The 22,822-nt window shown below is 34.5% G+C and carries 25 protein-coding genes; 13 read left to right on the forward strand and 12 right to left on the reverse strand.

Annotated elements, in window-relative coordinates; translation table 11 throughout:
* Window positions 1-84: 84 nt before the first annotated feature.
* The 10 genes from DESTER_RS04500 to DESTER_RS04545 are packed head-to-tail and all read right to left on the reverse strand — an operon-like array spanning window position 85 to window position 7,824.
* Entirely contained in the window at window positions 85-1,200 is a 1,116-nt protein-coding gene (locus DESTER_RS04500) for a sensor histidine kinase (protein WP_013638469.1), read from the reverse strand.
* Window positions 1,197-2,510 carry a sigma-54-dependent transcriptional regulator gene (locus DESTER_RS04505; protein WP_041737419.1) on the reverse strand — a complete coding sequence of 438 codons (1,314 nt, stop codon included), beginning with the start codon at window positions 2,508-2,510 and terminating at the stop codon, window positions 1,197-1,199. Before DESTER_RS04505 ends, DESTER_RS04500 begins: the two co-directional genes overlap by 4 nt.
* A 1-nt stretch (window position 2,511) precedes the next feature.
* The gene (locus tag DESTER_RS04510) at window positions 2,512-3,306 is read right to left on the reverse strand and encodes an LpxI family protein (RefSeq protein WP_013638471.1); all 795 of its coding nucleotides are present in this window, start codon (window positions 3,304-3,306) and stop codon (window positions 2,512-2,514) included.
* A complete protein-coding gene (gene nusB / locus DESTER_RS04515; protein WP_013638472.1) occupies window positions 3,303-3,725 on the reverse strand; it encodes a transcription antitermination factor NusB in 423 nt (140 codons plus the stop codon). Before nusB ends, DESTER_RS04510 begins: the two co-directional genes overlap by 4 nt.
* Complete coding sequence (ribH, locus tag DESTER_RS04520) at window positions 3,722-4,183, reverse strand: 6,7-dimethyl-8-ribityllumazine synthase (RefSeq protein ID WP_013638473.1); 462 nt, start codon at window positions 4,181-4,183, stop codon at window positions 3,722-3,724. Before ribH ends, nusB begins: the two co-directional genes overlap by 4 nt.
* A gap of 16 nt (window positions 4,184-4,199) precedes the next feature.
* A complete protein-coding gene (gene fabK / locus DESTER_RS04525; protein ID WP_013638474.1) occupies window positions 4,200-5,159 on the reverse strand; it encodes an enoyl-[acyl-carrier-protein] reductase FabK in 960 nt (319 codons plus the stop codon).
* A gap of 29 nt (window positions 5,160-5,188) precedes the next feature.
* Entirely contained in the window at window positions 5,189-6,130 is a 942-nt protein-coding gene (locus DESTER_RS04530) for a beta-ketoacyl-ACP synthase III (protein ID WP_013638475.1), read from the reverse strand.
* The gene (plsX, locus tag DESTER_RS04535; RefSeq protein WP_013638476.1) at window positions 6,120-7,133 is read right to left on the reverse strand and encodes a phosphate acyltransferase PlsX; all 1,014 of its coding nucleotides are present in this window, start codon (window positions 7,131-7,133) and stop codon (window positions 6,120-6,122) included. The genes DESTER_RS04530 and plsX overlap by 11 nt, the downstream gene beginning before the upstream one ends.
* Window positions 7,134-7,313 carry a 50S ribosomal protein L32 gene (gene rpmF, locus DESTER_RS04540; protein ID WP_013638477.1) on the reverse strand — a complete coding sequence of 60 codons (180 nt, stop codon included), beginning with the start codon at window positions 7,311-7,313 and terminating at the stop codon, window positions 7,134-7,136.
* 1 nt (window position 7,314) lies between these two features.
* Window positions 7,315-7,824 (reverse strand): YceD family protein, encoded by a 510-nt coding sequence (locus DESTER_RS04545; protein ID WP_013638478.1) that lies wholly within the window; start codon window positions 7,822-7,824, stop codon window positions 7,315-7,317.
* 124 nt (window positions 7,825-7,948) lie between these two features.
* Between DESTER_RS04545 and DESTER_RS04550 the strand changes: the two genes are divergently transcribed.
* From DESTER_RS04550 to DESTER_RS04610, 13 genes are all read left to right on the forward strand, one after another.
* A complete protein-coding gene (locus DESTER_RS04550; RefSeq protein WP_013638479.1) occupies window positions 7,949-8,497 on the forward strand; it encodes a SurA N-terminal domain-containing protein in 549 nt (182 codons plus the stop codon).
* A gap of 16 nt (window positions 8,498-8,513) precedes the next feature.
* Entirely contained in the window at window positions 8,514-9,365 is an 852-nt protein-coding gene (locus DESTER_RS04555; protein ID WP_013638480.1) for a peptidylprolyl isomerase, read from the forward strand.
* Between the two features lie 68 nt (window positions 9,366-9,433).
* Window positions 9,434-10,087, forward strand: a complete 654-nt coding sequence (locus DESTER_RS04560) for a methylenetetrahydrofolate reductase C-terminal domain-containing protein (RefSeq protein WP_013638481.1) — start codon at window positions 9,434-9,436, stop codon at window positions 10,085-10,087.
* Window positions 10,088-10,089: 2 nt separating this feature from the next.
* Window positions 10,090-10,977 (forward strand): methylenetetrahydrofolate reductase, encoded by an 888-nt coding sequence (locus DESTER_RS04565; protein WP_013638482.1) that lies wholly within the window; start codon window positions 10,090-10,092, stop codon window positions 10,975-10,977.
* An 8-nt stretch (window positions 10,978-10,985) separates the two neighbouring features.
* On the forward strand, window positions 10,986-11,669 hold the full coding sequence (gene uppS, locus DESTER_RS04570) for a polyprenyl diphosphate synthase (protein ID WP_013638483.1): 684 nt from the start codon (window positions 10,986-10,988) through the stop codon (window positions 11,667-11,669).
* Window positions 11,666-12,418, forward strand: coding sequence for a phosphatidate cytidylyltransferase (locus DESTER_RS08060; protein WP_013638484.1), 753 nt, complete (start codon window positions 11,666-11,668; stop codon window positions 12,416-12,418). The genes uppS and DESTER_RS08060 overlap by 4 nt, the downstream gene beginning before the upstream one ends.
* A complete protein-coding gene (hypE, locus tag DESTER_RS04580; protein ID WP_013638485.1) occupies window positions 12,415-13,404 on the forward strand; it encodes a hydrogenase expression/formation protein HypE in 990 nt (329 codons plus the stop codon). The genes DESTER_RS08060 and hypE overlap by 4 nt, the downstream gene beginning before the upstream one ends.
* Window positions 13,405-14,163 carry an ABC transporter permease gene (locus DESTER_RS04585; protein ID WP_013638486.1) on the forward strand — a complete coding sequence of 253 codons (759 nt, stop codon included), beginning with the start codon at window positions 13,405-13,407 and terminating at the stop codon, window positions 14,161-14,163.
* A gap of 1 nt (window position 14,164) precedes the next feature.
* Window positions 14,165-15,211 (forward strand): hydrogenase formation protein HypD, encoded by a 1,047-nt coding sequence (gene hypD / locus DESTER_RS04590; protein ID WP_013638487.1) that lies wholly within the window; start codon window positions 14,165-14,167, stop codon window positions 15,209-15,211.
* A 23-nt stretch (window positions 15,212-15,234) separates the two neighbouring features.
* The gene (locus tag DESTER_RS04595) at window positions 15,235-17,061 is read left to right on the forward strand and encodes an HDOD domain-containing protein (RefSeq protein ID WP_013638488.1); all 1,827 of its coding nucleotides are present in this window, start codon (window positions 15,235-15,237) and stop codon (window positions 17,059-17,061) included.
* 46 nt (window positions 17,062-17,107) lie between these two features.
* Entirely contained in the window at window positions 17,108-18,721 is a 1,614-nt protein-coding gene (locus DESTER_RS04600; protein ID WP_041737822.1) for an NAD(P)H-hydrate dehydratase, read from the forward strand.
* The gene (locus tag DESTER_RS04605; RefSeq protein WP_013638490.1) at window positions 18,714-20,663 is read left to right on the forward strand and encodes a sensor histidine kinase; all 1,950 of its coding nucleotides are present in this window, start codon (window positions 18,714-18,716) and stop codon (window positions 20,661-20,663) included. Before DESTER_RS04600 ends, DESTER_RS04605 begins: the two co-directional genes overlap by 8 nt.
* A 44-nt stretch (window positions 20,664-20,707) precedes the next feature.
* Window positions 20,708-21,289 carry a flavodoxin family protein gene (locus tag DESTER_RS04610; RefSeq protein WP_013638491.1) on the forward strand — a complete coding sequence of 194 codons (582 nt, stop codon included), beginning with the start codon at window positions 20,708-20,710 and terminating at the stop codon, window positions 21,287-21,289.
* On the opposite strand, the gene DESTER_RS04615 is transcribed toward DESTER_RS04610, so the two are convergent.
* Window positions 21,267-22,073, reverse strand: a complete 807-nt coding sequence (locus DESTER_RS04615; protein WP_013638492.1) for a metal ABC transporter permease — start codon at window positions 22,071-22,073, stop codon at window positions 21,267-21,269. The two genes, DESTER_RS04610 and DESTER_RS04615, sit on opposite strands and share 23 nt — an antisense overlap.
* A 19-nt stretch (window positions 22,074-22,092) precedes the next feature.
* Complete coding sequence (gene phoU / locus DESTER_RS04620; RefSeq protein ID WP_013638493.1) at window positions 22,093-22,809, reverse strand: phosphate signaling complex protein PhoU; 717 nt, start codon at window positions 22,807-22,809, stop codon at window positions 22,093-22,095.
* Between the last annotated feature and the right edge of the window lie 13 nt (window positions 22,810-22,822).

Consider the following 22,822-nt stretch of genomic DNA (forward strand, 5'->3'; position numbering starts at 1 on the left):
ATTAAGAAAAACAAAAACTTTTCAACAAAATTTCGGAAAAAATTCCGAATTTACTCTATATAGTCGGAAAAGTTTCCGAATATCCTAAGAGATGGGAATGGAGACTTTGAAAACTGTCCAGCCGTCTCTGACAAAGGCTTCTATCTCTCCCCCGTGAGCTTCTGCAACTCTTTTAGCATTATAAAGTCCAAGACCAAATCCTTTTTCCTTTGTTGAACGGAAAGGTTCAAAAAGCTCTGCTCCTGGCAGCTTCCCCCCACTATCCATTATGTAGAAGGTGTAATAGTTTCCTTCTTTCTTTCCTAAAATTTTTAACGCCTTCTTTTCACTATCTTCAAGGGCTTCAATTCCATTTTTTATAAGGTCTATAAGAAGAGAGGAAAATTTTTCAGGGTCAAGTTCAAGTTCTGCTTTTTCAACTTTTGTTTCAACATCTATTCCCTTAGTTTTTAGAAGTTCATCAAACTTTGAAACAACATCTTTTATAAGAAAGAAGATATCTGTTTTTTCCTTGGAAAGAGTCAGTGGTTTTCTTAAGTTCGCTGTCTCTTCCACGTATTTTCCTAACTTGTCTATTTCTTCACGGAGCTTTTGAAGATAGGTTTCGTCAAAGGAGCTCCCCAATCTGTACACCAAAAGTCTGAGAACATTAAGACGATTTTTAACTTCATGGATAAGAGAGTGTATCACTAAATTTATACTTTCAAGTTTTTCTTTTTCCTGTTTTTCTCTTTCATAAAGAATTCTTTCCTTAAAGTATTCTCTTACCAGCCATACTGTAACGGCTGTAAACAGAAGGCTGAAGAAAAGAAGAGATATTAAAACGTAGGAAAGATGTTTGTTGAACTCTCTAACATAAGAAAAATCAAAGTATAGAGCAAAGGAAAAAGGCTGAACTTTAAAGGATTCTTTAAAATACTCTTGAGAAATATCTGAACCAGGAATTATTATTTCTCTACCTTCAAGTTTAAAAGTAGCTCCTTTCAATAATTTTGAGCTTTCCATATATGAAGTCAGAGCTTCTACAGGATCGCCTCCTCCTGCTATTGTTCCTTCAACTACAGACTTAACGCGGGAGGTTTCTTCTTTTATTACAAACAAGTAAAACCCGTTAAGTTCATTACGAAGGAAATAGATGTTTAAAATGATGGCAACAAAGAGAATCGTTAATAAAGAAGCTGGAAAAAGCAGTTTTCTCATATCCCGTACTTTTTCCTTTTATACCTCAAGGATTTTTCGTCTATACCAAGAAGTTTAGCTGCTTTAACTTGAACGTAATCACTCCTCTTTAAAGCTTCTTCTATCATTTTTTTCTCGAATTCAGCCAATTTCTCAGGCAGAGGTTTTGAGAAATCTATCTCATTGCAGTGATTCTCTTTCTCTTTTAGATCTGTAAGGTCTTCCGGTCTTATTTTATCCATACTTGTTATGACAAGCCTATGAATGAGATTTTCAAGCTCTCTAACGTTTCCAGGAAAGGAATAGCTAAGAAGTATTTGAAGAGCCTCTGGGGTTATTTCTACTTTTTTATTGTACTTTTTCGAAAATTTCCGAAGAAAAAATCCAGTTAGTTCCAAGATATCTTCAGGACGTTCTCTTAAGGGAGGAATTCTTAACGTTAAAACATTAAGCCGATAGTAAAGGTCTTCCCGAAAATCTCCTTTTTTGACTAACTCCCCCAAATCTCTGTTTGTAGCTGCAACTACTTTCACATCAACTTTTTTTGTCTGCGTTCCTCCAACACGCCGAACTTCGTTCTCCTGAAGAACTCTTAAAAACTTTGCCTGCAAGTTCAGAGGCAATTCTCCCACTTCATCAAGAAATATTGTTCCTCCGTCTGCTTCTTCAAAAAGTCCGGGTTTTGAGCGAAGAGCTCCAGTAAAAGCTCCCTTCTCATACCCAAAGAGTTCACTTTCAAAGAGTTCAGAAGGAATTGCAGCGCAATTTACAGATACAAATTTCCCTTTTCTGCCGCTTTCTTTGTGGATAAATCTTGCTATCAGTTCTTTGCCTACTCCACTTTCTCCCAATATCAAGACAGGAGCTTCTGTTTTAGCAAAGAGAGAAGCCTTTTCGAGGAGCTCCTCCATTAACTTAGAAGCGTAAATTATTTCCCCATCCTTTTTAGGAATCTTCCTCAGGCTTGCAAGCTGACAGGCTTTATCTATAAGATTTATTAGAACTTGTGGATCAAAAGGCTTGGTAACATAGTGAAAAGCTCCTGCCTTTATTGCACTGACAGCATCCTCAACGTTGCTAAAGGCAGTTATGACTATTACTTCAATTTCAGAATGTTCCTGTTTTAGCTTTTTAAGAAAAGTTAGTCCATCCATACCTGGAAGTCTTACATCTGTAACAACAACAGCAGGAGAATTTTTCGCAACCGTTTGTAGTCCCTTTTCAGCAGTGGAAGAAGTAAAAACCTCAAATCCAGACTCTTTAAGTATCTCCTTTAGGAGCTCTCTTTGAATATCATCATCTTCAATTATTAGAACCTTACGCTTTTCCATCTTATACCGCAATAACAGTTATTCCGTACTTTCTTGAAAGTCTTACAGCTTCTTCTTTATTAAGAAGAAAAGTTTTATTAGCTTCAAATATGAGAGCTCTTCCTTTAAGTTTGCCGATTAGCTCAATAGTCTTTGCTCCAACCGTTGGAACATCTACTCTCATATCCTGATTTTTCCTTGCAGCCTTACAGACAATAAAACCTTTTCCTGCAAGTTCTGCTCCCCTTTCTATGCACTTATCTGTTCCTTCTATTCCTTCAACTGCGATAACTGTTTTGTCTTTTACAACAACTGTCTGACCAATATCAAGAGAAGCAATCTCTTTTGCTATTTTCATTCCAAATTCTGCATCCTCTTTAAGCTTATCTGTCAGTTCCCCACAAATTATTCCAGGCTCTTGAAAAAGATGCAATAGATATTTTGTTGGTTCAATGACTCTAACTCCTATGTTTTCAATTTCTGAAATTATCCCTTTTATTATTGTTTCAGGTTTTCTATCCCTCAAAGAAGCGATAAAGGTTAAAGCTTTTAAATCAAATCCAGACAAAGAAATTGCGTTTTTATGTTCCACTTTGCCTAAAATAGCTATTTCTCTTATTTCTTCTTTTTTTAGTGTTCTTAGAAACTTACCAAGTTTAAATGGTTTTATCCAAATGACCTTATCAGAATATCTTTCAACTTCAGGACTCGTAATTCCTTCAAGGGAAAATGTTATCGTTCTTATATCTTTTTCTTTTGCCGATTTTAGAAATTCTAAAGGGAGCTCTCCTTTTCCAGCAAGGAGTCCAACCTTCATGAGGTTTCCTTATTCTTTGCTACTTTATCAAGAATAGCATTTATGAACTTTGGAGACTTTTCATCCTCACCGTAAAACTTTGCAGCATCTACAGCATCGTTTATAACTGCTTCTATCGGTGAAAAGCTTTCATTCGAGATTTCATAGGTAGCAACACGCAAGATTGACCTATCCATTGGCATAAGCCTTGAAATCAGCCATCCTTTTTTAAGATGTCTTGAAATTTCTATATCAATATTCTTAAGGTTTTCAACAGTTTTTTTGAAAAGATATGTCGCCATTTGTTTTATCTCTTCGCTTTCTTTGTTATCTTCCCAGTAATTAAAAGCAATTTCTTCAGGAGAGAGTCCTCCTAAGTCGTACTGATACATCATCAGATAAGCATGTTCTCTTGCTTTCTTTTTATCTCTGTTTGTCATTTGAGCTCCCTTAAGACATTAACCATTTCAATTGCAGAAAGAGCAGCTTCCCAGCCTTTGTTACCTGCTTTTGTTCCGGCTCTATCTATTGCCTGTTCCACAGTGTCTGTTGTGAGAACACCAAAAGCAATTGGCTTTTCAGCTTCGAGGGAGACATTGGCAATTCCTTTGCTGACTTCAGCAGCAACGTAGTCAAAGTGAGGAGTTTCTCCTCTTATTACAGCACCGAGAGCTATAACAGCATCAAAATCCATCTTTGCAAGCTTTTTAGCAACAAGAGGAAGTTCAAAAGCTCCAGGAACTTTTATAACAGTTATATCTTCTTCCTTTCCTCCATGTCTAACTATGCAATCAATTGCTCCTTCAAGAAGCCTTTCTGTAATAAAAGAGTTAAATCTGCTTACAGCTATTGCAAACTTTATCCCTTCAGCTTTTAGCTTACCTTCAACAACCCTCATCTTTTACCTCAATTTTTTATTCCTTTTCTCCACCAAAAAACTTTTCACAGAGCTCTCTCAATTTCTTTTCAGCTCCTTCCATAATATCTTTGATAATCTCTTCAGCCGTTTCTTCCTTATTAATATACCCAACGACCTGACCAGCCATTACAGAACCCCACTCAACGTCTCCCTGCTCTGCTGCAAGTCTTAGACGGCCTCTTCCGAGTTCCTCGAGCTCTTCTTTTGGAGCTCCAGAAAACTCAAGCTCTGCAAACTTACGTGTAAGTTTATTTTCAATAAGTCTAACAGGATGTCCAGTTGTAACGCCGGTAACAGTTACTTGATTAAACCTTGCCTTCAAAATCTTTTCCTTATACTTAGGGTGAACGTTACATTCTTTGGCAGCTAAAAATCTTGTTCCAATCTGAATTCCTTCAGCTCCAAGAGCAAACGCTGCTGCCGCTTGTTCTCCAAGAGCGATACCACCAGCAGCAATAACTGGAATGTTTACTGCTCTAACAATGGAAGGAATTAAAACCATAGTTGTAAGCTTTCCTATGTGTCCACCGGCCTCCATTCCTTCAGCAATTACTGCATCACAACCAATTCTCTCCATTCTCTTCGCAAGAGCATCACTTGCAACAACGGGAATTACCTTTATTCCCTTTTCCTTAAAAGCAGGAATATACTTTCCAGGATTTCCTGCTCCTGTAGTTACAACAGGAACTTCTTCATCTAAGCAAACCTCTATAATTTCCTCAGCGTTTGGCATCATAAGCATTATGTTAACGCCAAAAGGCTTATCTGTTAGTTCCTTGCACTTTCTTATTTCTTCCCTAAGCTCATCAGCGCTTCTATTTCCTCCAGCAATTATCCCAAGTCCTCCAGCGTTTGAAACAGCAGCGGCGAGCTCTGCATCGGCTATCCATGCCATTCCACCTTGAAGTATTGGATATTCAATTTCAAGTATTTCGCAAATCCTTGTTTTAATCATCAGTCAATTCCTCCCCTGTTAAAGGCTATTTATACTTTCAAAACACACGAACCCCAAGTAAATCCTCCACCAAAAGCTACAAGGAGAACAAGATCTCCCTTTTTTAGTCTCCCAGTTTTTATAGCTTCATCAAGAGCTATTGGAATAGAAGCAGCACTGGTATTTCCGTATTTATTGACATTAATAAATATTCTATCATTTGATATTTTTAATCTTTCAGCAACAGCCTTTATTATTCTTACATTAGCTTGATGAGGAACTAGTAGCTTTATTTCGCTAGGTGAAATGCCTGTTTTTTCTAAAACTCTAATTGAGGATTCAACCATAGTTCTTACAGCAACTTTAAAGACTTCGTTTCCCTTCATTCTGATGTAGAAAGGAAATTCTTCATTTGATCCTACTGAAGGAACGTTGAGAAGATCTCCATAAGCTCCATCCGCACCAAGGTCAAATCCTAATATTCCTTCTTCGTTGCTCTTTTCAAGAAGAGCAGCTCCTGCACCATCTCCAAATAAAATACAGGTAGTCCTATCTTTCCAATTTACTATTTTTGAAAACCTTTCAGCTCCGATAACAAGAGCTCTATCTATCCCTTTTGTTCTCATTATAGAGTCTGCAACGTAAAGTCCATATATAAAACCTGTACAGGCAGCAGAAATATCAAAAGCAATGGCCTTTTTGTTAGCTAACTTTGACTGAACTTTACAGGCAGTAGACGGAAAAAAAGCATCTGGAGTAGCAGTCGCAACAACTATTAGATCAACATCTTCTGGATTTTTTTCACTAAGAGCTCTTAATGCAGCTTTTGCTGCAAGATCAGAAGTAGTTTCTTCTTCACTTATGCGTCTTTCCTTTATTCCTGTTCTTGTTGTTATCCACTCATCAGAAGTATCTACCATCTTTTCAAGATCAAAGTTTGTAAGAACCTTATTCGGAAGAAAAGATCCTGTTGAAACTATCTTAATACCCATTTAACTTCCCGTATCTTTCTATATTTTTTTCTATGTGTTCGTTTAGATAAGATTCTGCAAACTGAGAAGCTACTTTTACAGCATTTTTTATCGCTTTTGCATTAGAACTTCCATGAGCAATTATAACAGGAGCCTTTACACCAAGAAGAGGAGCTCCACCCCACTCGGCGTAATCTATTCTTTTTTTAAAGCTCTTTATAGCAGGCTTTAGAGTAATAGCTCCAAGCTTAGAAATAAAATGACTTTCTATTTCTTCCTTTAAAATCTTTGCCAAAATTTTGGCAAGACTTTCACTAAGTTTTAAGGCAACGTTTCCTACAAAACCATCACAAACTATAACATCAAACTTTCCAGAGTAAATATCTCTTCCTTCTGCATTTCCGATAAAGTTTAGACCTTTTTCTCTTGCTGCTTTTAAAAGCTTGTAAGCTTCTTTTGTTAAGTCGTTTCCTTTAACTTCTTCTTCTCCAATGTTAAGAAGTCCTACTTTGGGATTCTCTTCTTTCAAGACATATTTTGCGTAGGCTTCTCCCATTATGGCAAATTGAAGAAGATGCACAGGCTTACAATCAACGTTTGCTCCAACATCAAGGAGAAAAGTCTTTCCTGATAGGCTAGGAAGAATTGTAGATATAGCTGGTCTTTCTACACCTTTCAATCTACCAAGAGTAAAAAGAGATATAGCCATTACAGCACCGGTATTTCCAGCACTTACGAAAGCATCTGCCAACTTATCTTTTAGTAATTTCGTACCGATATGAAGAGAAGAGTTCTTTTTTTTCAATGCCTTTGAAGGCAGTTCATCCATTGAAACTACATCATCAGCGTGAACAATTTCTATTTTCTCAATAGGGAAAGAATACTTTGAGAGCTCTTTTTTTATTTGAGATTCATCTCCAACTAAAATTACCTTAATACCAAACTCTTTTGCGGCCTGAACAGCTCCCATAACTGGAACATGGGGGGCATTGTCTCCCCCCATAGCATCCAGAACAACTTTCATTTACTCTTCTACCTCGACTACAGTTTCTCCTTTGTAGTATCCGCAGTGCTTACAAACTCTGTGTGGAAGCTTTGGATTTAAGCAGTTTGGACATACAGATATAGCAGGATTCTTGGCTTTCCAGTGAGTTCTTCTCTTGTCTCTTCTTGTCCTTGAAACTTTTCTCTTTGGAACTGCCATCTCACTTCTCCTTTTCTTTAAGTTTATCTTTAAAAGTTTTCAATTTTTCCCACCGTTTATCCTCTTCTATGCTTCCTTCTTCAAAAGGAACATCTGGCACTTGACACTGCTCATCACACAAAGGTTTTAATGGAAGATTAAGAAGTACCTGCTCCTTAACAACCTCTGCAAGGTCAAGTGCATCGCTGTCAGCAAATTTTACATCAAGATCACCTGCCTTTATTTCTCCACCAGTAATTTCAGAAGTTGGCATTAACTGGTAATAAAAGCTTTTTCTCATCTTTTCTTTGAAACTCTTATTGCATCTACTACAAATTAATTCAACCTCACCTTCTATCCTTCCGTAAATATCATATCCTACAGGCTTTTTGTAGACCTCTATGTGAAGTTTAAAAGGTGTTGAAGACACAACTTCTTCCTTCGGTAATTCCAGTAATGAAGGTTGTATCTCCGTATCAACTTTAATTGGCTCTTTATCCGTTACCTCGTTAAGATTAATTTTCCTCTTCATCTTACACCTATGATAAGATTGGTTCAAATTTCGCTTGGTAAAGTTATGCGGAAATGAACTTCTTTGCAAATTGATTAAACTGTTAATAACTTTAGCTTGAACTTTCTAATAATTGGAGGAATTTATGAAAAAACTACTTTTTTCACTCTCGATGGTAGCAGTTACATCTTTAACTGCTCAAGGAAGCGACAAAATTCTAGCAAAAGTAAATGGAAAACCAATAACAGAATCGCAATTAGAGGAAGTTTTAAAAGGGCTTCCAGCAAAGTATAACTCTGTGAAAAATAATCCTCAGTTTCAATCTCAGGTTCTTAACAGTCTTATAAATCAAGAACTCCTTTATCAGGAAGCAAAAAAAGAAGGCATAGAAAAGAATGCAAAAGTACAAAGACAGATAAAAGAAGCAAAAGAACAAATACTTATCAATGCTCTTCTTGAAAAACACTTGAAAATAAGTAAGGTAAAGGTTTCAGACAAGGAAGCTAGAGCTTTTTATGAAAAGAATAAAAAACGGTTTACAGATGCAAACGGTAAACAAATTTCTTTTGAGGCTGTAAAACTTTTCATAGTCCAAAGCTTAGAACAACAAAAGAGAAGACAGCTTCTATCAGCATCTCTTAATAGATACATTGAAAAACTTAAGAAGGAAAACAAAGTCGAAATATTAAAGTAAACTATAGGAGGAGCTGATGAAAAGGCTTCTTGTTTTTTTCTTAGTGATGGTTTTATTAACTCTTCCTTCTTATGCAAAAATCGTTGATTACATTGTTGCAGTAGTTAATGGAGAACCTATTCTTTACAGCGAACTTTTAGATTATGCAAAAACTAACAGAATAAATAACCTAAAAGCTGCAAGAGATTCTCTCATAGAAAGGAAAATACTTCTTACCGAAGCTAAGTCTGAAGGTTTAGCGGTTTCTGATGAGGAGCTTAATAGAGCTCTTGAAAACTTCATTAAAAATAGCGGATTCAAGTCTAAGGAAGAATTTGAGAAAGCTCTTAAGAAAGAGGGCTTAACGTTAGAAGAAGTAAAAGAAAAACTAAAAGAACAGCTATTAGTTGCAAAGTTAATTGGAAGAAATGTTAAGTCAAAAATTCGCGTTAGCGACATTGAAGTAGAAAAGGTTTGTAAAGAAAAGAAGAAAAAGCCTGTAAGAGAAGTTTACTACATTTACGTTAAAGATAAACAAAAGGCTAATAGGATTATGGAAATCCTTGATTCGGGTATTCCTTTTGAGAAAGTTGCGAAAGAGTACTCAGAAGATAAAGCAACTGCCCAAAACGGAGGATATCTTGGAAAAGTAACAAAGGGTTCTCTTATAAAACCTCTTGATATTGCTGTATGGTCAACAAAGCCAAAAACGTATAAGCTTGTTGAGACAAAAGGAGGCTATTACATTATCTACGTCAAGAAAGAAGAAATAGAAAAGTGTGATAAGAATAGAATAAGAGAAGAGCTCTATGTGAAAAAGTTTCAAAAGGCTTTAAAAGATTACATAGATTCTTTAAAGTCAAAAGCTAGTGTTAAAGTTTATCTTTAAAGAGCTTGTAGAGCTCTTCTTTTCTTTGTAAATTTGAAAATCCAAAATTCTGTAAAAAGGGAGATAGGTTGGTTGTAGTAAGACTCAAACCTCTTGAAGAAATTCTTGAAACTTTGAAAGGTTTTAAAAGAGTTTTTATTTTCGGTTGTGAGTTAGGTTCTAGTAGATGTAAAAATGGAGGATTGAAAGAAGCAAAAAATTTAGGTGAAGAATTGGAGAAGTTTGGATTTAAGGTAACAGGAATCAGAAGTCCTGGGGGAACATGTGTTCTTGAAAGAATTGCATCACCAGAAAGAAATCTCTTAAAAGAGGCTGAAGAGAGTTCTGATGTAATACTTTCTCTTGCTTGTGGGGCAGGTACACAGCTTATTGCAGAGAATGTTGATATACCAGTTTTAACAGGAGTCAGTACCATTTTTATAGGTGCAGAAAGGAAAGGAAAATACTTTGACGAATATTGCATTGCCTGTGGAGACTGTATCATATCTAAGACTGGTGGAATATGTCCCGTAGCAAGGTGTCCAAAATCTCTTACTGCTGGGCCATGTGGTGGTGCAATAGATGGAAAATGTGAAATTGATCCATCTATGCCTTGTATCTGGTATACAATTGCTCAGCGTTTAGAAAAACTAAATCAGCCTGATGTCCTTCTAAAGCTCAAAACACCTATGAGAGACTATAGAAAATCCATATATCCCAGGAGATTTGTTGTGGAGGATTAACTTTGAGCTTTTCAAAGAAAATAAAAAATGGAAAGTTCATAATAACTGCTGAAGTTGCTCCGCCAAGAGGAATTGAATGGAAAACAGTTATTGAAAGCATAGAACCTTTAAAAGGAAAAGTTGACGCTTTCAATGTTACAGATAATCAACGTTCCATGGTTAGAATGTCCTCACTTGCAATGTCTAAACTTCTTCTTGATTCAGGATTTGAACCAATATTCCAGCTTACCTGTAGAGATAGAAACAGAATCGCTCTTCAATCAGAACTTTTGGGTGCAGCAGCATTAGGAATAAAAAATGTGTGCTTGATGACTGGAGACTTCACAACCCTTGGAGATCAGCCGGATGCAAAACCAGTATTTGATATCGATTCTATCCATCTTATCCAAACAGCTAAAAAGCTTGAAAGTGGAGTACTCTTAAACGGAAAAGAGTTAAAAGGAGTTCCAAATTTTACAGTTGGTGCTGTTTACAATCCATTTGCTGGTCCTAAAGTTTTACAGGTTTGGAAATTAAGGAAAAAAATAGAAGCAGGAGCAGAGTTTATTCAAACGCAGCCCGTTTACGATGTACGTGTAGCAAAAGATGTTCATGATTTAATAGAAAGCTTGGGAGCTATTCCTATAATAGGACTTCTCCCCATAAAAAGTTTAAAAATGGCAAACTTTATGAAAAAACTCAATCCTACTTCCATTCCTAACAGGCTAATTGAAGGACTTGAAAGGGCAAATAATCCAGCTCAGTATGGATGGGATTACGTTATAGATATTGCCCATGCGATTGCAGAATTTGGAAAGGGTATACACTTTATGTTAGTTGGGAAAACTGCTGAACTTGCAGCATTTATTGACTATTTAAGGAATAACAGTCCTTATAATCACAAGTTTTAGGAGAAGTTATGAACATTCCTGTTCATGTTGGAATAATAATGGATGGAAACGGTCGCTGGGCAAGAAAAAGAGGTCTTCCTAGAGTGGAGGGACATAGAGAGGGAGCAAAAGTAACTGAAGAAATAGTCATTGCTGCAAGCAAACTAGGAATAAAATACCTTTCTTTATATGCCTTTTCGACTGAAAATTGGAAAAGACCAAAAGAAGAGGTGAATTTTCTTTTTCATCTTATGTATGAATACGTTAAGAATAAACTATCTCTTTTTCTTGATAATAACGTTCGTTTTAGAGCAATGGGAAGACTTTGGGAACTTCCTGATTATCTCCAGGAAGGTTTTAAAGAGATAGAAGAAAAAACTCTTCACTGCGATGGAATGGTTGCAGTTTTTGCAGTTAATTACGGTGGAAGACAGGAAATTCTTGATGCCGTTAATAGAGCAATAAAAGCAGGAGAAAAAGAAATTACTGAAGAAATTTTAAGAAAATACTTATACATACCTGAACTTCCTAATTTAGATCTTCTCATAAGAACAAGTGGAGAGCTAAGAATCTCAAACTTTCTTATATGGCACTCTGCTTATACAGAGCTCTGGTTCACTAAAACTTTGTGGCCTGATTTTACAGAAGAAGAATTTAAAAAAGCTATAGAAGACTTTAAGAAAAGAGAAAGACGATTTGGTGGTATCAAATGAAACAAAGGGTAATTGGAGCTTTCTTTGTTATTCTCTATGCTGTTTTTATGATTGTTTCTCCTTACAAATTTTATGTTTCTCTTGTTTATCTTCTTGGTGTTGGAATGATTTCAGAGCTTTCTAATTTTACAGGACTTAAAGATAGTAAAACACCGATAGTAGTTATTTTTTCAATTCTTTTCTTTGTCGGTATCTATATTTCTCATCTTTCTTTTCTTCTACCTACAGCAGCAATCATTTTTCTATTCGGATACTTCATAATTATAGAAGGAAAGGTTCCTAATAAATTTTTAGCAATTACAGGCTTTTTTGTATATCTTCTTATTGGAGTGATAGCTATTGGTAAACTTTCAAAAGATTACTTTGTTCTTCTTCTAAGTATAGTCTGGTCTGTTGATACGTTTGCCTATCTTGTGGGAAAATACTTTGGTAAAAGAAAGCTAATTTCGGAAATAAGCCCGAAAAAAACAGTAGAAGGGGCAATAGGAGGAGCTATTGGAGGAGTAGTAGTTTCTCTGATAATCGGAAAATACTTGGGTATTTTTGAAATTTCATTACTTACAGCATTTTCTCTTTTTGTCTTAACGATAATTTCTCAAATTGGAGATCTTGTTGAAAGTTACATTAAGAGAGTTTTTGGAGTTAAAGATTCAGGTACTATAATACCTGGACATGGTGGTTTGCTCGATAGGCTTGATAGTAGTATTGCAGTTGCACCATTTTTAGTTGTTTTTGGGGGATTACAGTGAAAGTAGAAATAGGTCATGGAAGTGGAGGAAAGCTAACAAGAGAACTAATAGAAAATCTTTTTCTCAAATATTTTTCTTTTCCAGAATTAACATCTCTTCAAGACGCATCTTACTTAGAAATAAACAGCAGAAAAATAGCCATGACAACAGATTCTTATGTCGTTAGACCTTATTTCTTTCCGGGGGGAGATATCGGAAAGCTAAGCATATCAGGAACTATTAATGATTTAACAGTTAGCGGTGCAGTTCCAGAGTTTATTTCTGTTGGATTTATTCTTGAAGAAGGATTAGCTTTCTCTGATCTTGAAAAAATAGTTAAAAGCATGGCAGATACAGCAAAAAAAGCTGGAATAAAAATAGCTGCCGGAGATACAAAAGTTGTAGAAAAAGGAAAGTGTGATGGTCTTTACGTAAACACTACAGGTATAGGAAAAGTTGTTAAACCTCTTTCTCCAAAATTTGCAAAACCAGGAGACCTTGTAATTGTAACGGGATTTATAGGAGATCACGGAATAGCCATATCTCTTGCAAGGGAAGAATTTGAAGTAGAAACAGGTGTTTTAAGCGATTGTGCTCCATTAAACTCTCTTCTTGTACCTCTTTTAGATATTGAAGGTTTAAGATGGATGAGAGATCCTACAAGAGGTGGACTTGCCACAGTTTTGATAGAATTTTCTGAGATCTCTGGTTTAGGTGTAAAGCTTTATGAAGAAAAAATACCAGTAAGAGAAGAAGTTCGATTTGTTTGTGATATGTTAGGTTACGATCCTTTATATCTTGCAAATGAGGGAAAAGCAGTAGTTATCGTAGACAAAAAAGATGCTGAAGTTATCCTTGAGAAGCTAAGATCACATGCTCTTGGAAAAAATGCGGAAATAATTGGAGAAGTTACAGATGAAATAAATGATGTTCGTCTTATTACATCAATCGGAGGCGAAAGAAGATTGGAACTTCTTGAAGAAGATCCCCTTCCAAGGATTTGTTAAATGGTAGGTCATGAACTGTTAATGGTTTTCTTTGCTTATTTTTTTATACTTGCAGTAGTTTTATTTGATATAAAAAGTGGTATTGGAATTTGGAAAGATATTTTCGTAGCTTCTATTTTATCAATAATCCAACTTGTAGGAATTGGATTTGTTTTACTTTTTCTTTTAAAATTTCATTCTAATGTTTTAAACTTTTTCTTTGTATTTTTGTTTTTCCTAAACGCTTCTCTCATATCTTTAAGGAGATTTGACTTTAAGGCTTACAGCAAATTTAATGGATTTTTAATCATATTTTTTTCTATATCTTTGCTCTCTACGATTTCTCTTTTTGTCTTCTACCTTGCTGGAATACTTCACTTTAAAGCAAACAGTATTATCCCTATTTCTGGTTTAATTGCTGCAGCGGGAATGAGAAGTCTTTCTCTTTCTTTTAGTTACTACAAAACAAAACTTAAAGATATAGAGGACATAATTGTAGGAATGGCAGCAATTGGAGCTACAGATATTGAAATATTCAAATTCATTTTCAAAGAACTAATTCAAAATGTAACAGTTCCTATTAGAGATATGCTGAGATCTTCAGGGATTGTTCATATTCCAGGAATAATGGTTGGACTTTTAATGGCAGGTGTGATGCCTGTTAAAGCTGCCATTACTCAGTTTGCTTTTCTTTCTGCAACGTTATTTCAATTTACATTTGTTCCAGCATTAGCTCTTTTCCTACTTATAAAAATATTTGGTTTGAAGATAGAGGTTTGATATGAAAGAAAAAATAGAAAAACTTATTAAGACTATTCATGATGTAGCTCCTAAAGATAGAAAAGTCAAGATAATGAATGTTTGTGGTTCCCACGAACATACAATTACCTACAGCGGAATGCGATCTTTAATGCCTGAAACAATTGAGCTTGTGCCAGGTCCAGGTTGCCCTGTATGCGTTTGTTCTGAAAGCGATATAGTAAATGCTATAAACTTGTCAAAAAGAGAAGATACAATTCTTGCTACATATGGAGATATGCTTAGAGTTCCAACTCAGATAGGTTCTATTAGAAGTAGTGGTGGAAACTATAAAATGGTTTCTGCTCCTCATGAGGTCTTAAAGATCGCTAAGGAAAATCCTGAAAAAAATGTAGTCTTTTTTTCTATCGGATTTGAAACAACCACAGCTCCAACAGCAGCGCTAATAGAAATGGGACTTCCTAAAAATGTTACTGTCTTAACATCCCAAAAGCTTACTCCTGAAATTATGGAAGTTTTAGTAAAAGATTCAGAAGTTGGAGTTGATGCTTTCGTTGCACCTGGTCATGTTTCAGCAATTGTTGGTGCTGATGCGTGGAAGATTTTTCCAAAAAAATATGGAATTCCTACAGTAGTTGCAGGTTTTGAACCTGAGAATTTGCTTTTAGCAATTTTAAAGATATTGCTTCAAATAAAAGAAGGAAAAGCAGAATTAGAAAACGTCTATAGAGGAGTTGTAAAACAAGAAGGAAATAAAAAAGCTCAAGAACTCATGTATAAGTATTTTGAAAAAGCCGATGTAAATTGGAGAGGAATAGGTTACATTCCTAAATCGGGGCTTGAATTTAGAAAAGAATACGATCATATAAATGCTAAGAAAGTTTTTAATTTGCCAGAAATTGAAGAAAAGAAAGTTGCAGGGTGTATTTGCGATAAAATCGTTTTAGGAAAAGCTTATCCAACTGAATGCAAGCTTTTTGGAAAAGTATGTACTCCGAGAAGTCCAAAAGGTCCTTGTATGGTTTCATTGGAAGGTGCTTGTAACATCTGGTATAGATTTGGAAAATAAAATCGTATAGGTAAGAGGAAGTAGTGTTTGGTTTTAGATTTGGTAAAAGAAAAAGGAACTTGAATAAGAGTCAAGAAACTCATAAAGAAGAAAAAATAAAGATAAATCGTAGAATGAATGATAGATATATAGTAGATCTTGGGAACATAGTTAATATTTCTAAAACCGGATGCAGAATAAAAAAACAAAATCCAGAAGAATTAAAAAAAGAGTTTATAGAGGTACAAATAGGAAAAGAAAAACTTAAATCTATAGTTGTAGAAGATAAAGCTTCTTATTACTCTGTAAAATTTTTGAAACCCTTTCAGGATAGTAAACTAATAAAGAGTAAGGTTAAAAGACTTAAAGAGTTTAAACTTGATAAAGAAAAAGAAAAGATAGATTTTGATAAGCTTGAGGCGCAGAGCTCTGAGTTTAAAGCAATTATCAATCTTCTCTCAGAAATCAATAACCCTAATACAGATACAGAAAAGCTAACTGGTTATATAGTCCAAATTCCAAAAGTAAAAAAGACAATATTAGAAGTGGCAAACAGTGCTGAATCAGGTACAGCAGAAAGAATAAACTCACTTACAACTGCTATTGCAAGGATAGGCTTTGAAAAATTAAAAGAAGTTATAAGAACTACGATTATGAAAGATTTATCATTTGAAAATAAAGATTTTTCTGAGTTTGAACATTTTGAAGCATATAATCTTTTAAAATCTACTTTTTTAACTGAAATTTTACGCTATGTTACCTTTAAAGATAGTAAAAATGAAGCTAGATTACTTTTTACTAGTGAAACCACACCATTAGCAATTTTTACAAAACTAAATAATTCTTTTGCTAAATATTATACTTCTGTAAAAAGGATGTATTCTCCTTACTCAAGGTATTTGGAAAGAAAAAACTTTGGAACGGATTTTCTAGAACTCAGTAAAGAATTTATAGTTGAGTATTCAGGACTTTTTAAATATCTTTACGATGGTTACATTTTAGCACATTTAAATCTTTTTCCGTTTCTAACTTTTCCAAAAAGAATGAAAATTTCTATTTCAAGAAGAAAACTTGATTTTAGCTACGTTACTTATTTAACTCTTATAGCTGTTTTGGCTATTATTGGTAGAGATAAGAAGAAAACTCATATACTTATTAATAGACTTAAAAGGTTAGGTATGGATACAAATAAAGTAATGGAATTTTTAAATACAGTTATAGAAAATACTAATGACGCTCTCTATAATATGGGATTAAGAAGAAGTGTTAGAGCACTTCCTTTTTCCGTTCAAACAATGAAGCTTTCTAAAATCTTTCCCAAGGACAATATTTATTTTGACTATATAGTAAATGCGATTGCTTCTTCAAAAGGAAGAATTGCTTTCAGACATGAAGATAGAATGTTTAGTGGTTACATCTTAGATTTTGTTTTAAACGTCGAGGATTTTGACTTTAACACTAAAAGTTTTTGCATTGTACCTTGTGAAAACCTTTTGGAAGACGAATTAAATATTGAAGATTTTTCTGGATTTGACATTATAGTGTTTAAAGATTTTGATTTGTTATCGAAAAAACTTTTTAAAGACTTTAAGGAAATATGGCAAAAGTTTGAGGGTACAATAATATGTACTTATTCGACTTACTCTTTTATGGACTGGGATAGACCAGACCTTTATAACCTTGTAAAAGGTAGCATAGTAGATCTCCCATCTTTTTTATACAATACAAAAAGTTATGAATTTATCCAAAAAAGGATTAAAGAAGATCTCAAAGATTTATTAGGTAGTCTATCTTTTAATGAAGAATTAGTCTTTAAAGAAGAAACTATAGAAAACATAATTTATTCGTATATAGAAACTGTATTTATTTAAATGGATTTTTGGAGGATTTATTTAAATGGATTTTTGGAGGAAAAAGATGTTAGTAACAAAAGCAGAAGAAATGAGAAATTTAGATAGAGAAACTATAGAAGTTTTAGGAATACCAGGCATAGTTTTGATGGAAAATGCTGCAAGAGGAGTTACCTCTGTTATTTATGATAAGCTTAATGGAAATTCGGTTGTTGTTATTTGTGGTAAGGGAAACAATGGAGGAGATGGTCTTGCTATAGCAAGAAATCTTTACAACCTTGGCTATGATGTTGAAGTTGTTTTAACTGCAAAAATAGAAGAACTTAAAGGTGATGCAAGAATAAACGCAGAAATTCTTTCTAAACTTCCTGTCCCTCTTCATGTAGTAAAGGAAGAATCAAAACTTTTAGAACTCTATTCTCTCTTAAAAGAAGCTGATTTTATCATTGATGCAATTTTTGGAACCGGACTATCAAAGCCAGCAGAAGGCTTTTACAAGGATTTAATTGAAGTTATTAATAAAGCAAACAAGCCGGTTGTTTCTGTTGACATTCCCTCTGGTCTTTCCTCAGATACAGGAGAAATAATAGGAGCTCATATAATAGCTGATATCACAGTAACCTTTGGTTTTCCTAAGCTCGCCCATATAATGCCTCCTGCCTGTTATTATGTTGGAGAACTCTTTGTTGTAGATATTTCTATTCCTGAAGATGTTTCTTCTCTTGTTACCTCCAAAAGATATATTCTAACTCTTGATGAAGTTGCATTTACTTTTCCTGTTAGAGAGATAATGAGTCACAAGTATACCTATGGTCACGTTGCAGTTATTGGTGGATCAGCTGGAAAAACAGGAGCTCCTTCTATGACTGCTCAAAGCGCTTTAAGAGCTGGTGCAGGTCTTTCAACGGTTGTAGTTCCTGCTTCGCTTAATACGGTATTTGAGATTAAGCTAACAGAAGCTATGTCAATTCCTATTCCTGACGCAGAGAAAGGACACTTTGGAATAGATACTATAGATGAGGTTGTTGAAACTGTTGAAAAAGGTAAGTTTTCTGCAGTTGTTATAGGACCAGGTCTTGGAAATGAACCAGAAACTTTTGAGTTTGCTAGAGAATTTATAAGAAAAACGACAAAACCTCTTATCATCGATGCAGATGGTATAAACGCTCTTGCTGAAAACACTGATATACTTAAAATGAAAGAGCAAAATATAATCATTACGCCACATATAGGAGAATTTTCAAGGCTCACAGGACTTTCAAAAGAAGAAATACTGAAAGAACCTTATGAAATAGCAAAAGAGTTTGCTGAAGAATTTGGAGTTACTGTCATCTTGAAAAGTGGAAGGACCGTTATAGCAACTCCTAATGGTAAGGTTTACATAAACGTAATAGGTAATCCAGGAATGGCCACAGCAGGAACTGGTGATGTTCTTTCTGGAATTTTAGGAGCTTTCCTTGGAATGGGTATAGAAATGGAAGATGCAGCTAAGTTAGGAGTATTTCTTCACTCTCTTGCCGGAGACATAGCGGCTGAAGAACTTAGCCAAGAATCGTTAAAAGCCTGTGACATCATTGATTTTCTCCCTAAAGCTATTAAAAGGATAAAGGAAAAAGAGTTAAATCTAGAAAAACATAAACTTCCTTTTGTAACCAACCTAAGAGAGATAATCGGTGTATAAAGAAGCTTTAAAGCTCCTTTTTATTTTCATTGGAATTGTTTTCTTAGGTTATTTTGGAACAGCTTTTGTTTCTTCTCTTTCAGGAGATTTCTACCTTAACAATCCCTTATTTCACCTCCTATTTATCTTCATACTGATTTTGTTGATAACTCTTTTTGCGTTCTTTATTAGAAATCTTGTTCTTTTTTTCTTTCCTCACTTTAAGACAAATTTAAGGATAAAGATATTTACTGCTTTTGCTTTGCTGATTTTAGGACCTGCTCTGTTTACGATTTTTCTTTCTAGTAGCGTTGTAAATAAGGGACTTGATAGACTTTTAAGAATACAGGTCAAAAGAATAGTAAATATTTCAGAAGAAACTTCTAACCAGTTTATTGACTTTTTAGTGGAGGATCTAAAAAGAAAAATAAGTCAGCTATCTCGAAAGAAAGTTACTCCTTACACGCTCAAAATCTACGGCATAGATGGTTTTCTTAAAGCTAACGGAAAGAATGTAAAGGTTGGAAAAATTCCTCTTTCTGAAGAAGATATTTATTCTTTAAAAAAGTTTGAAGAGTATTCATACATAGATGATAAAAGTAAACAATTGGTTGTTTGTCAAAAGAAGAAAAAATATTTTTTCTGTGTCTCAAAGAAACTACCTGATGATTTAGTAAAGAACATAACAAAACTAAAAGACCTTCATACTAACTATGAAACTCTTGTAACTTATAAAACTCCTATAAAGGCACTCTACACTTTAGCTTTTGGAATAATGGGAGTTGCGGTTTTGTTTGGAGCTCTTTGGTTTGCTCGATATTTTGAAAAGAGAATAACAATTCCTGTCGAAGCGCTCTATAGAGCGACTCAAAAGCTATCTAGGGGTGATCTAAATGTTAGAGTAGAGGAAAAAGCGTCAGATGAACTTAAGCATGTCATAACTGCTTTTAACTACATGGTAGAACAGCTAAAAGCCTTGAAAGTCTCTCTTGAAGAAAGTCGCCGCTATATGGAAAGAATTCTTAATAGTATTTCTCCAGCAATTATAACGTTTAATAGCGAAGGAAATGTTGTTTCCTGCAACCGTTCGGCAAAAGAAATTTTTAAGTTTTCCTCAAAAAATAAAGGAGAATCTATATGGAATCTTCTTTCAAAGTATCCAAATCTTAAAAAAGCAGTAGAAGAGTTAGTAAACTCAAAGAATAAAAGAACCGAAGTAAGAGAGGAAATAGACGGCAGAGAAAAGTACCTCACTGTGGAACTCATAATTTCTCCTGAAGTTACAGATAGAATTTTAATAATTGAAGATGTTACTGACCTTGTTAAAGTTCAGAAAGCTCAAGCGTGGAAAGAGGTAGCGAAAAGAATAGCTCACGAGATAAAAAATCCTTTAACACCGATTGCGCTTAATGCTGAACGAATTAGGAAGCAGTATCAGAAAGGAAATCCAGAAATCGGTGTAATCATTGATAAGGCTGTTAATTCTATTCTTGCTGAAGTAGAAGTAATAAAACGTTTAATCGATGAATTTAGGAAGTTTGCAAGACTTCCATTACCTGAGAAAAAAATTACAGATATAAATGAACTAATAAGGAGCACTCTTGAACCTTTTGGAAACAAAATCAATCTTGTTTTTAACTTTGAGAATATCCCTCAAATTCCTATTGATAGAAGCCTTTTACGGGAAGTTTTTACAAATCTTGTGGATAACAGCATTGAAGCAGGAGCTACAAAAGTAAATGTTTCTACAACATCAAAAGATGGAAAAGTTTTTGTTGTTTTTCAAGATAACGGTCCTGGAATCTCTGAAGAAATAGCTGATAAATTATTTGCTCCTTATGTTTCAACCAAGAAAAACGGTTGGGGATTAGGACTATCCATAGTTAAGAAGATAATAGAAGATCACGGAGGAAAAATCTATACAGTAGATAAAAATACTTTTGTTATAGAGCTCCCTGTGTAAAAAACTTTTGTTAGAATTTTTTTATTAAATTAAGGAGGTAAGACGTGAAAGTTCTTGCAATTAATGGTTCTCATAGAAAAGGTTCTACTTTTATACTTCTTGAAGAAGCACTTAAAGAGTTAAAAGATTTTGAAACAGAAATCATCTCTTTATGCGACTATAAACTAGAGTACTGTAAAGTTTGCAATGCATGTAAAAGAAATGGAGGTGTTTGCATAGTTAAAGATGGTTATGAAGAAATTGCTAAAAAATTAAAAGAAGCTGATGCGGTAATTGTCGGTTCTCCTGTATACTTTGGTTCTGTTACAGGAATGCTAAAAACTCTCTTTGATAGGTCAAGAACTTTAAGAATTAATTGGGATTTAAAGAATAAGATTTGCGCAGCTATATCTGTAGGAGCAACAAAACACGGAGGACAAGAGCATACTTTACAGGCAATTCAAGCTTGGGCACTAATACATGGAATGATTTTTGTGGCTGACTCAGATCCAACAGCTCATTTTGGATGTGCTGCTGTTGCTAAACAAACTGAAAATGGATTTGAAATAGACGAATGGGGACTTCAAACGGCAAGAAGCGTTGGAAAAAGGATTAAAGAAGTGCTTAATCTCTTAAAAGAGAAGTAAGGAAAATAAAAAATGATGAAAGTGTTATAGCAGCACCCGAAGGCATATCAAAAATAAATGAAAGAAAAACTCCTAAAATTGAGGAGGCGAAACCGAAAAACACGGAAAGGAAAAAGAAACTATTATAATTCTTGGTTAGTTTAAAAGCAGAAGCAGCAGGCATAACAAGGAGAGAAAATACTAAAAGAGCTCCAACTGCTTTTATTGATAAGGTAACTGCAAAGGACATGACAAGAAAAGCAAGAAAAGTTACTAATTCAACATTGTAACCAGAAGCTTTTGCTATGTCTTCACTAAATGTGATTAAGTATATTTCTCTCCAAAAAAACATGTAAAAGAGAAAAGTTAAAAAAGCTATCAAAATTAGTAGTAAGACATCAAAATTACTAACAATAAGAGGACTTCCAAAAAGGTAAGATAATGCTTCTGAACCATAGTTATTAGAAAGACTAAGAAACATAACAGCAAGTCCCATACTTGCTGCAAAGAGAATTCCTAAGGTAGTATCGTAGTGAATTTTTTTCTTTATGCTTAAGTACCAGATAACAACCCCTGAAGTAAGGGTAAAGACAAGAGCCCATAAAGTAGGAGAACTTCCTATAAAGAAACCAAAAGCTATTCCTGCAAAGGCAACGTGAGAAAGACCAGCTCCAATAAATGACATTTTTCTAAGGATAATATAAGTTCCTATTGCAGAACAAATGAGTCCTGAAAGAACAGCAGAAAAAACAGCTTTTATTCCGAAATCATAGTTAAGGTAAATAAAAGGGTTGTGGAGCTCCATCACTTTCTACTTTGTAGACCTATTCTTTTCCATTTTCATCCTTTTTCACTTCTGTTTCTTTTAACTTTTTTAGATATTCTTGAGCTTTTTTATGCTTTACTACGTCACCAGTCTTATAGTAAATGGCATATTCAGCAATGTTAGTAGCATGATCTCCAACTCTTTCAAGAGCCTTAACTACCAAAATGAGTCTTACAGCTATGTCACCATTTGCTGGATCTTTACTTGCTATCTCTGTTAGCTCATCAAACAGTCTTTGGTAAAAGCTATCAACGATGTCGTCTTTATTGATAACTTCTTTTGCCAAATCCACATCTCCTCTAAGAAGAGCCATTATTGAGTTTTTCAACATTTCGTTTACTATAACCAGCATTCGTGGAAGATCAATATAAGGCTTAATGGGTGGATGCTTAGATAAGTGTATTGCTGTTTCGCAAATGTCTCTTGCAAGATCTCCAACTCTTTCTAAATCAACGATGCTCTTTAAAATAGAAACAACAAATCTTAGGTCGGTAGCTTCAGGAGAATAAAGAGCAAGTATTCTTACACATTTTTCTTCAATTTCTATCTCCTTTAGGTCTATGAGTCTATCATATTCGTAAGTTATTTCAGCTTTTTCTACGTTTCTTTCTGTTAAAGCTTCCATTGCTTCTGAGAGTATTTTTCTAGCCATGTCTGCCATTTCTATGAAACTTCTTTTAAGTTCATCAAGATCCTCTATGTAGCGTTCAATCATCACATTCCTCCTA

The sequence above is a fragment of the Desulfurobacterium thermolithotrophum DSM 11699 genome (assembly GCF_000191045.1).
Classification (GTDB): Bacteria; Aquificota; Aquificia; order Desulfurobacteriales; family Desulfurobacteriaceae; genus Desulfurobacterium; species Desulfurobacterium thermolithotrophum.

Excerpts from the sequence above, each read along its gene's own strand:
- DESTER_RS04500 (WP_013638469.1), bottom strand. The coding sequence starts at position 1,200 with ATGAGAAAACTGCTTTTTCCAGCTTCTTTATTAACGATTCTCTTTGTT.
- DESTER_RS04505 (WP_041737419.1), bottom strand. The coding sequence starts at position 2,510 with ATGGAAAAGCGTAAGGTTCTAATAATTGAAGATGATGATATTCAAAGA.
- DESTER_RS04510 (WP_013638471.1), bottom strand. The coding sequence starts at position 3,306 with ATGAAGGTTGGACTCCTTGCTGGAAAAGGAGAGCTCCCTTTAGAATTT.
- nusB (WP_013638472.1), bottom strand. The coding sequence starts at position 3,725 with ATGACAAACAGAGATAAAAAGAAAGCAAGAGAACATGCTTATCTGATG.
- ribH (WP_013638473.1), bottom strand. The coding sequence starts at position 4,183 with ATGAGGGTTGTTGAAGGTAAGCTAAAAGCTGAAGGGATAAAGTTTGCA.
- fabK (WP_013638474.1), bottom strand. The coding sequence starts at position 5,159 with ATGATTAAAACAAGGATTTGCGAAATACTTGAAATTGAATATCCAATA.
- DESTER_RS04530 (WP_013638475.1), bottom strand. The coding sequence starts at position 6,130 with ATGGGTATTAAGATAGTTTCAACAGGATCTTTTCTTCCGAATAAGGTT.
- plsX (WP_013638476.1), bottom strand. The coding sequence starts at position 7,133 with ATGAAAGTTGTTCTGGATGCTATGGGGGGAGACAATGCCCCCCATGTT.
- rpmF (WP_013638477.1), bottom strand. The coding sequence starts at position 7,313 with ATGGCAGTTCCAAAGAGAAAAGTTTCAAGGACAAGAAGAGACAAGAGA.
- DESTER_RS04545 (WP_013638478.1), bottom strand. The coding sequence starts at position 7,824 with ATGAAGAGGAAAATTAATCTTAACGAGGTAACGGATAAAGAGCCAATT.
- DESTER_RS04550 (WP_013638479.1), top strand. The coding sequence starts at position 7,949 with ATGAAAAAACTACTTTTTTCACTCTCGATGGTAGCAGTTACATCTTTA.
- DESTER_RS04555 (WP_013638480.1), top strand. The coding sequence starts at position 8,514 with ATGAAAAGGCTTCTTGTTTTTTTCTTAGTGATGGTTTTATTAACTCTT.
- uppS (WP_013638483.1), top strand. The coding sequence starts at position 10,986 with ATGAACATTCCTGTTCATGTTGGAATAATAATGGATGGAAACGGTCGC.
- DESTER_RS08060 (WP_013638484.1), top strand. The coding sequence starts at position 11,666 with ATGAAACAAAGGGTAATTGGAGCTTTCTTTGTTATTCTCTATGCTGTT.
- DESTER_RS04585 (WP_013638486.1), top strand. The coding sequence starts at position 13,405 with ATGGTAGGTCATGAACTGTTAATGGTTTTCTTTGCTTATTTTTTTATA.
- hypD (WP_013638487.1), top strand. The coding sequence starts at position 14,165 with ATGAAAGAAAAAATAGAAAAACTTATTAAGACTATTCATGATGTAGCT.
- DESTER_RS04600 (WP_041737822.1), top strand. The coding sequence starts at position 17,108 with ATGTTAGTAACAAAAGCAGAAGAAATGAGAAATTTAGATAGAGAAACT.
- DESTER_RS04615 (WP_013638492.1), bottom strand. The coding sequence starts at position 22,073 with ATGGAGCTCCACAACCCTTTTATTTACCTTAACTATGATTTCGGAATA.
- phoU (WP_013638493.1), bottom strand. The coding sequence starts at position 22,809 with ATGATTGAACGCTACATAGAGGATCTTGATGAACTTAAAAGAAGTTTC.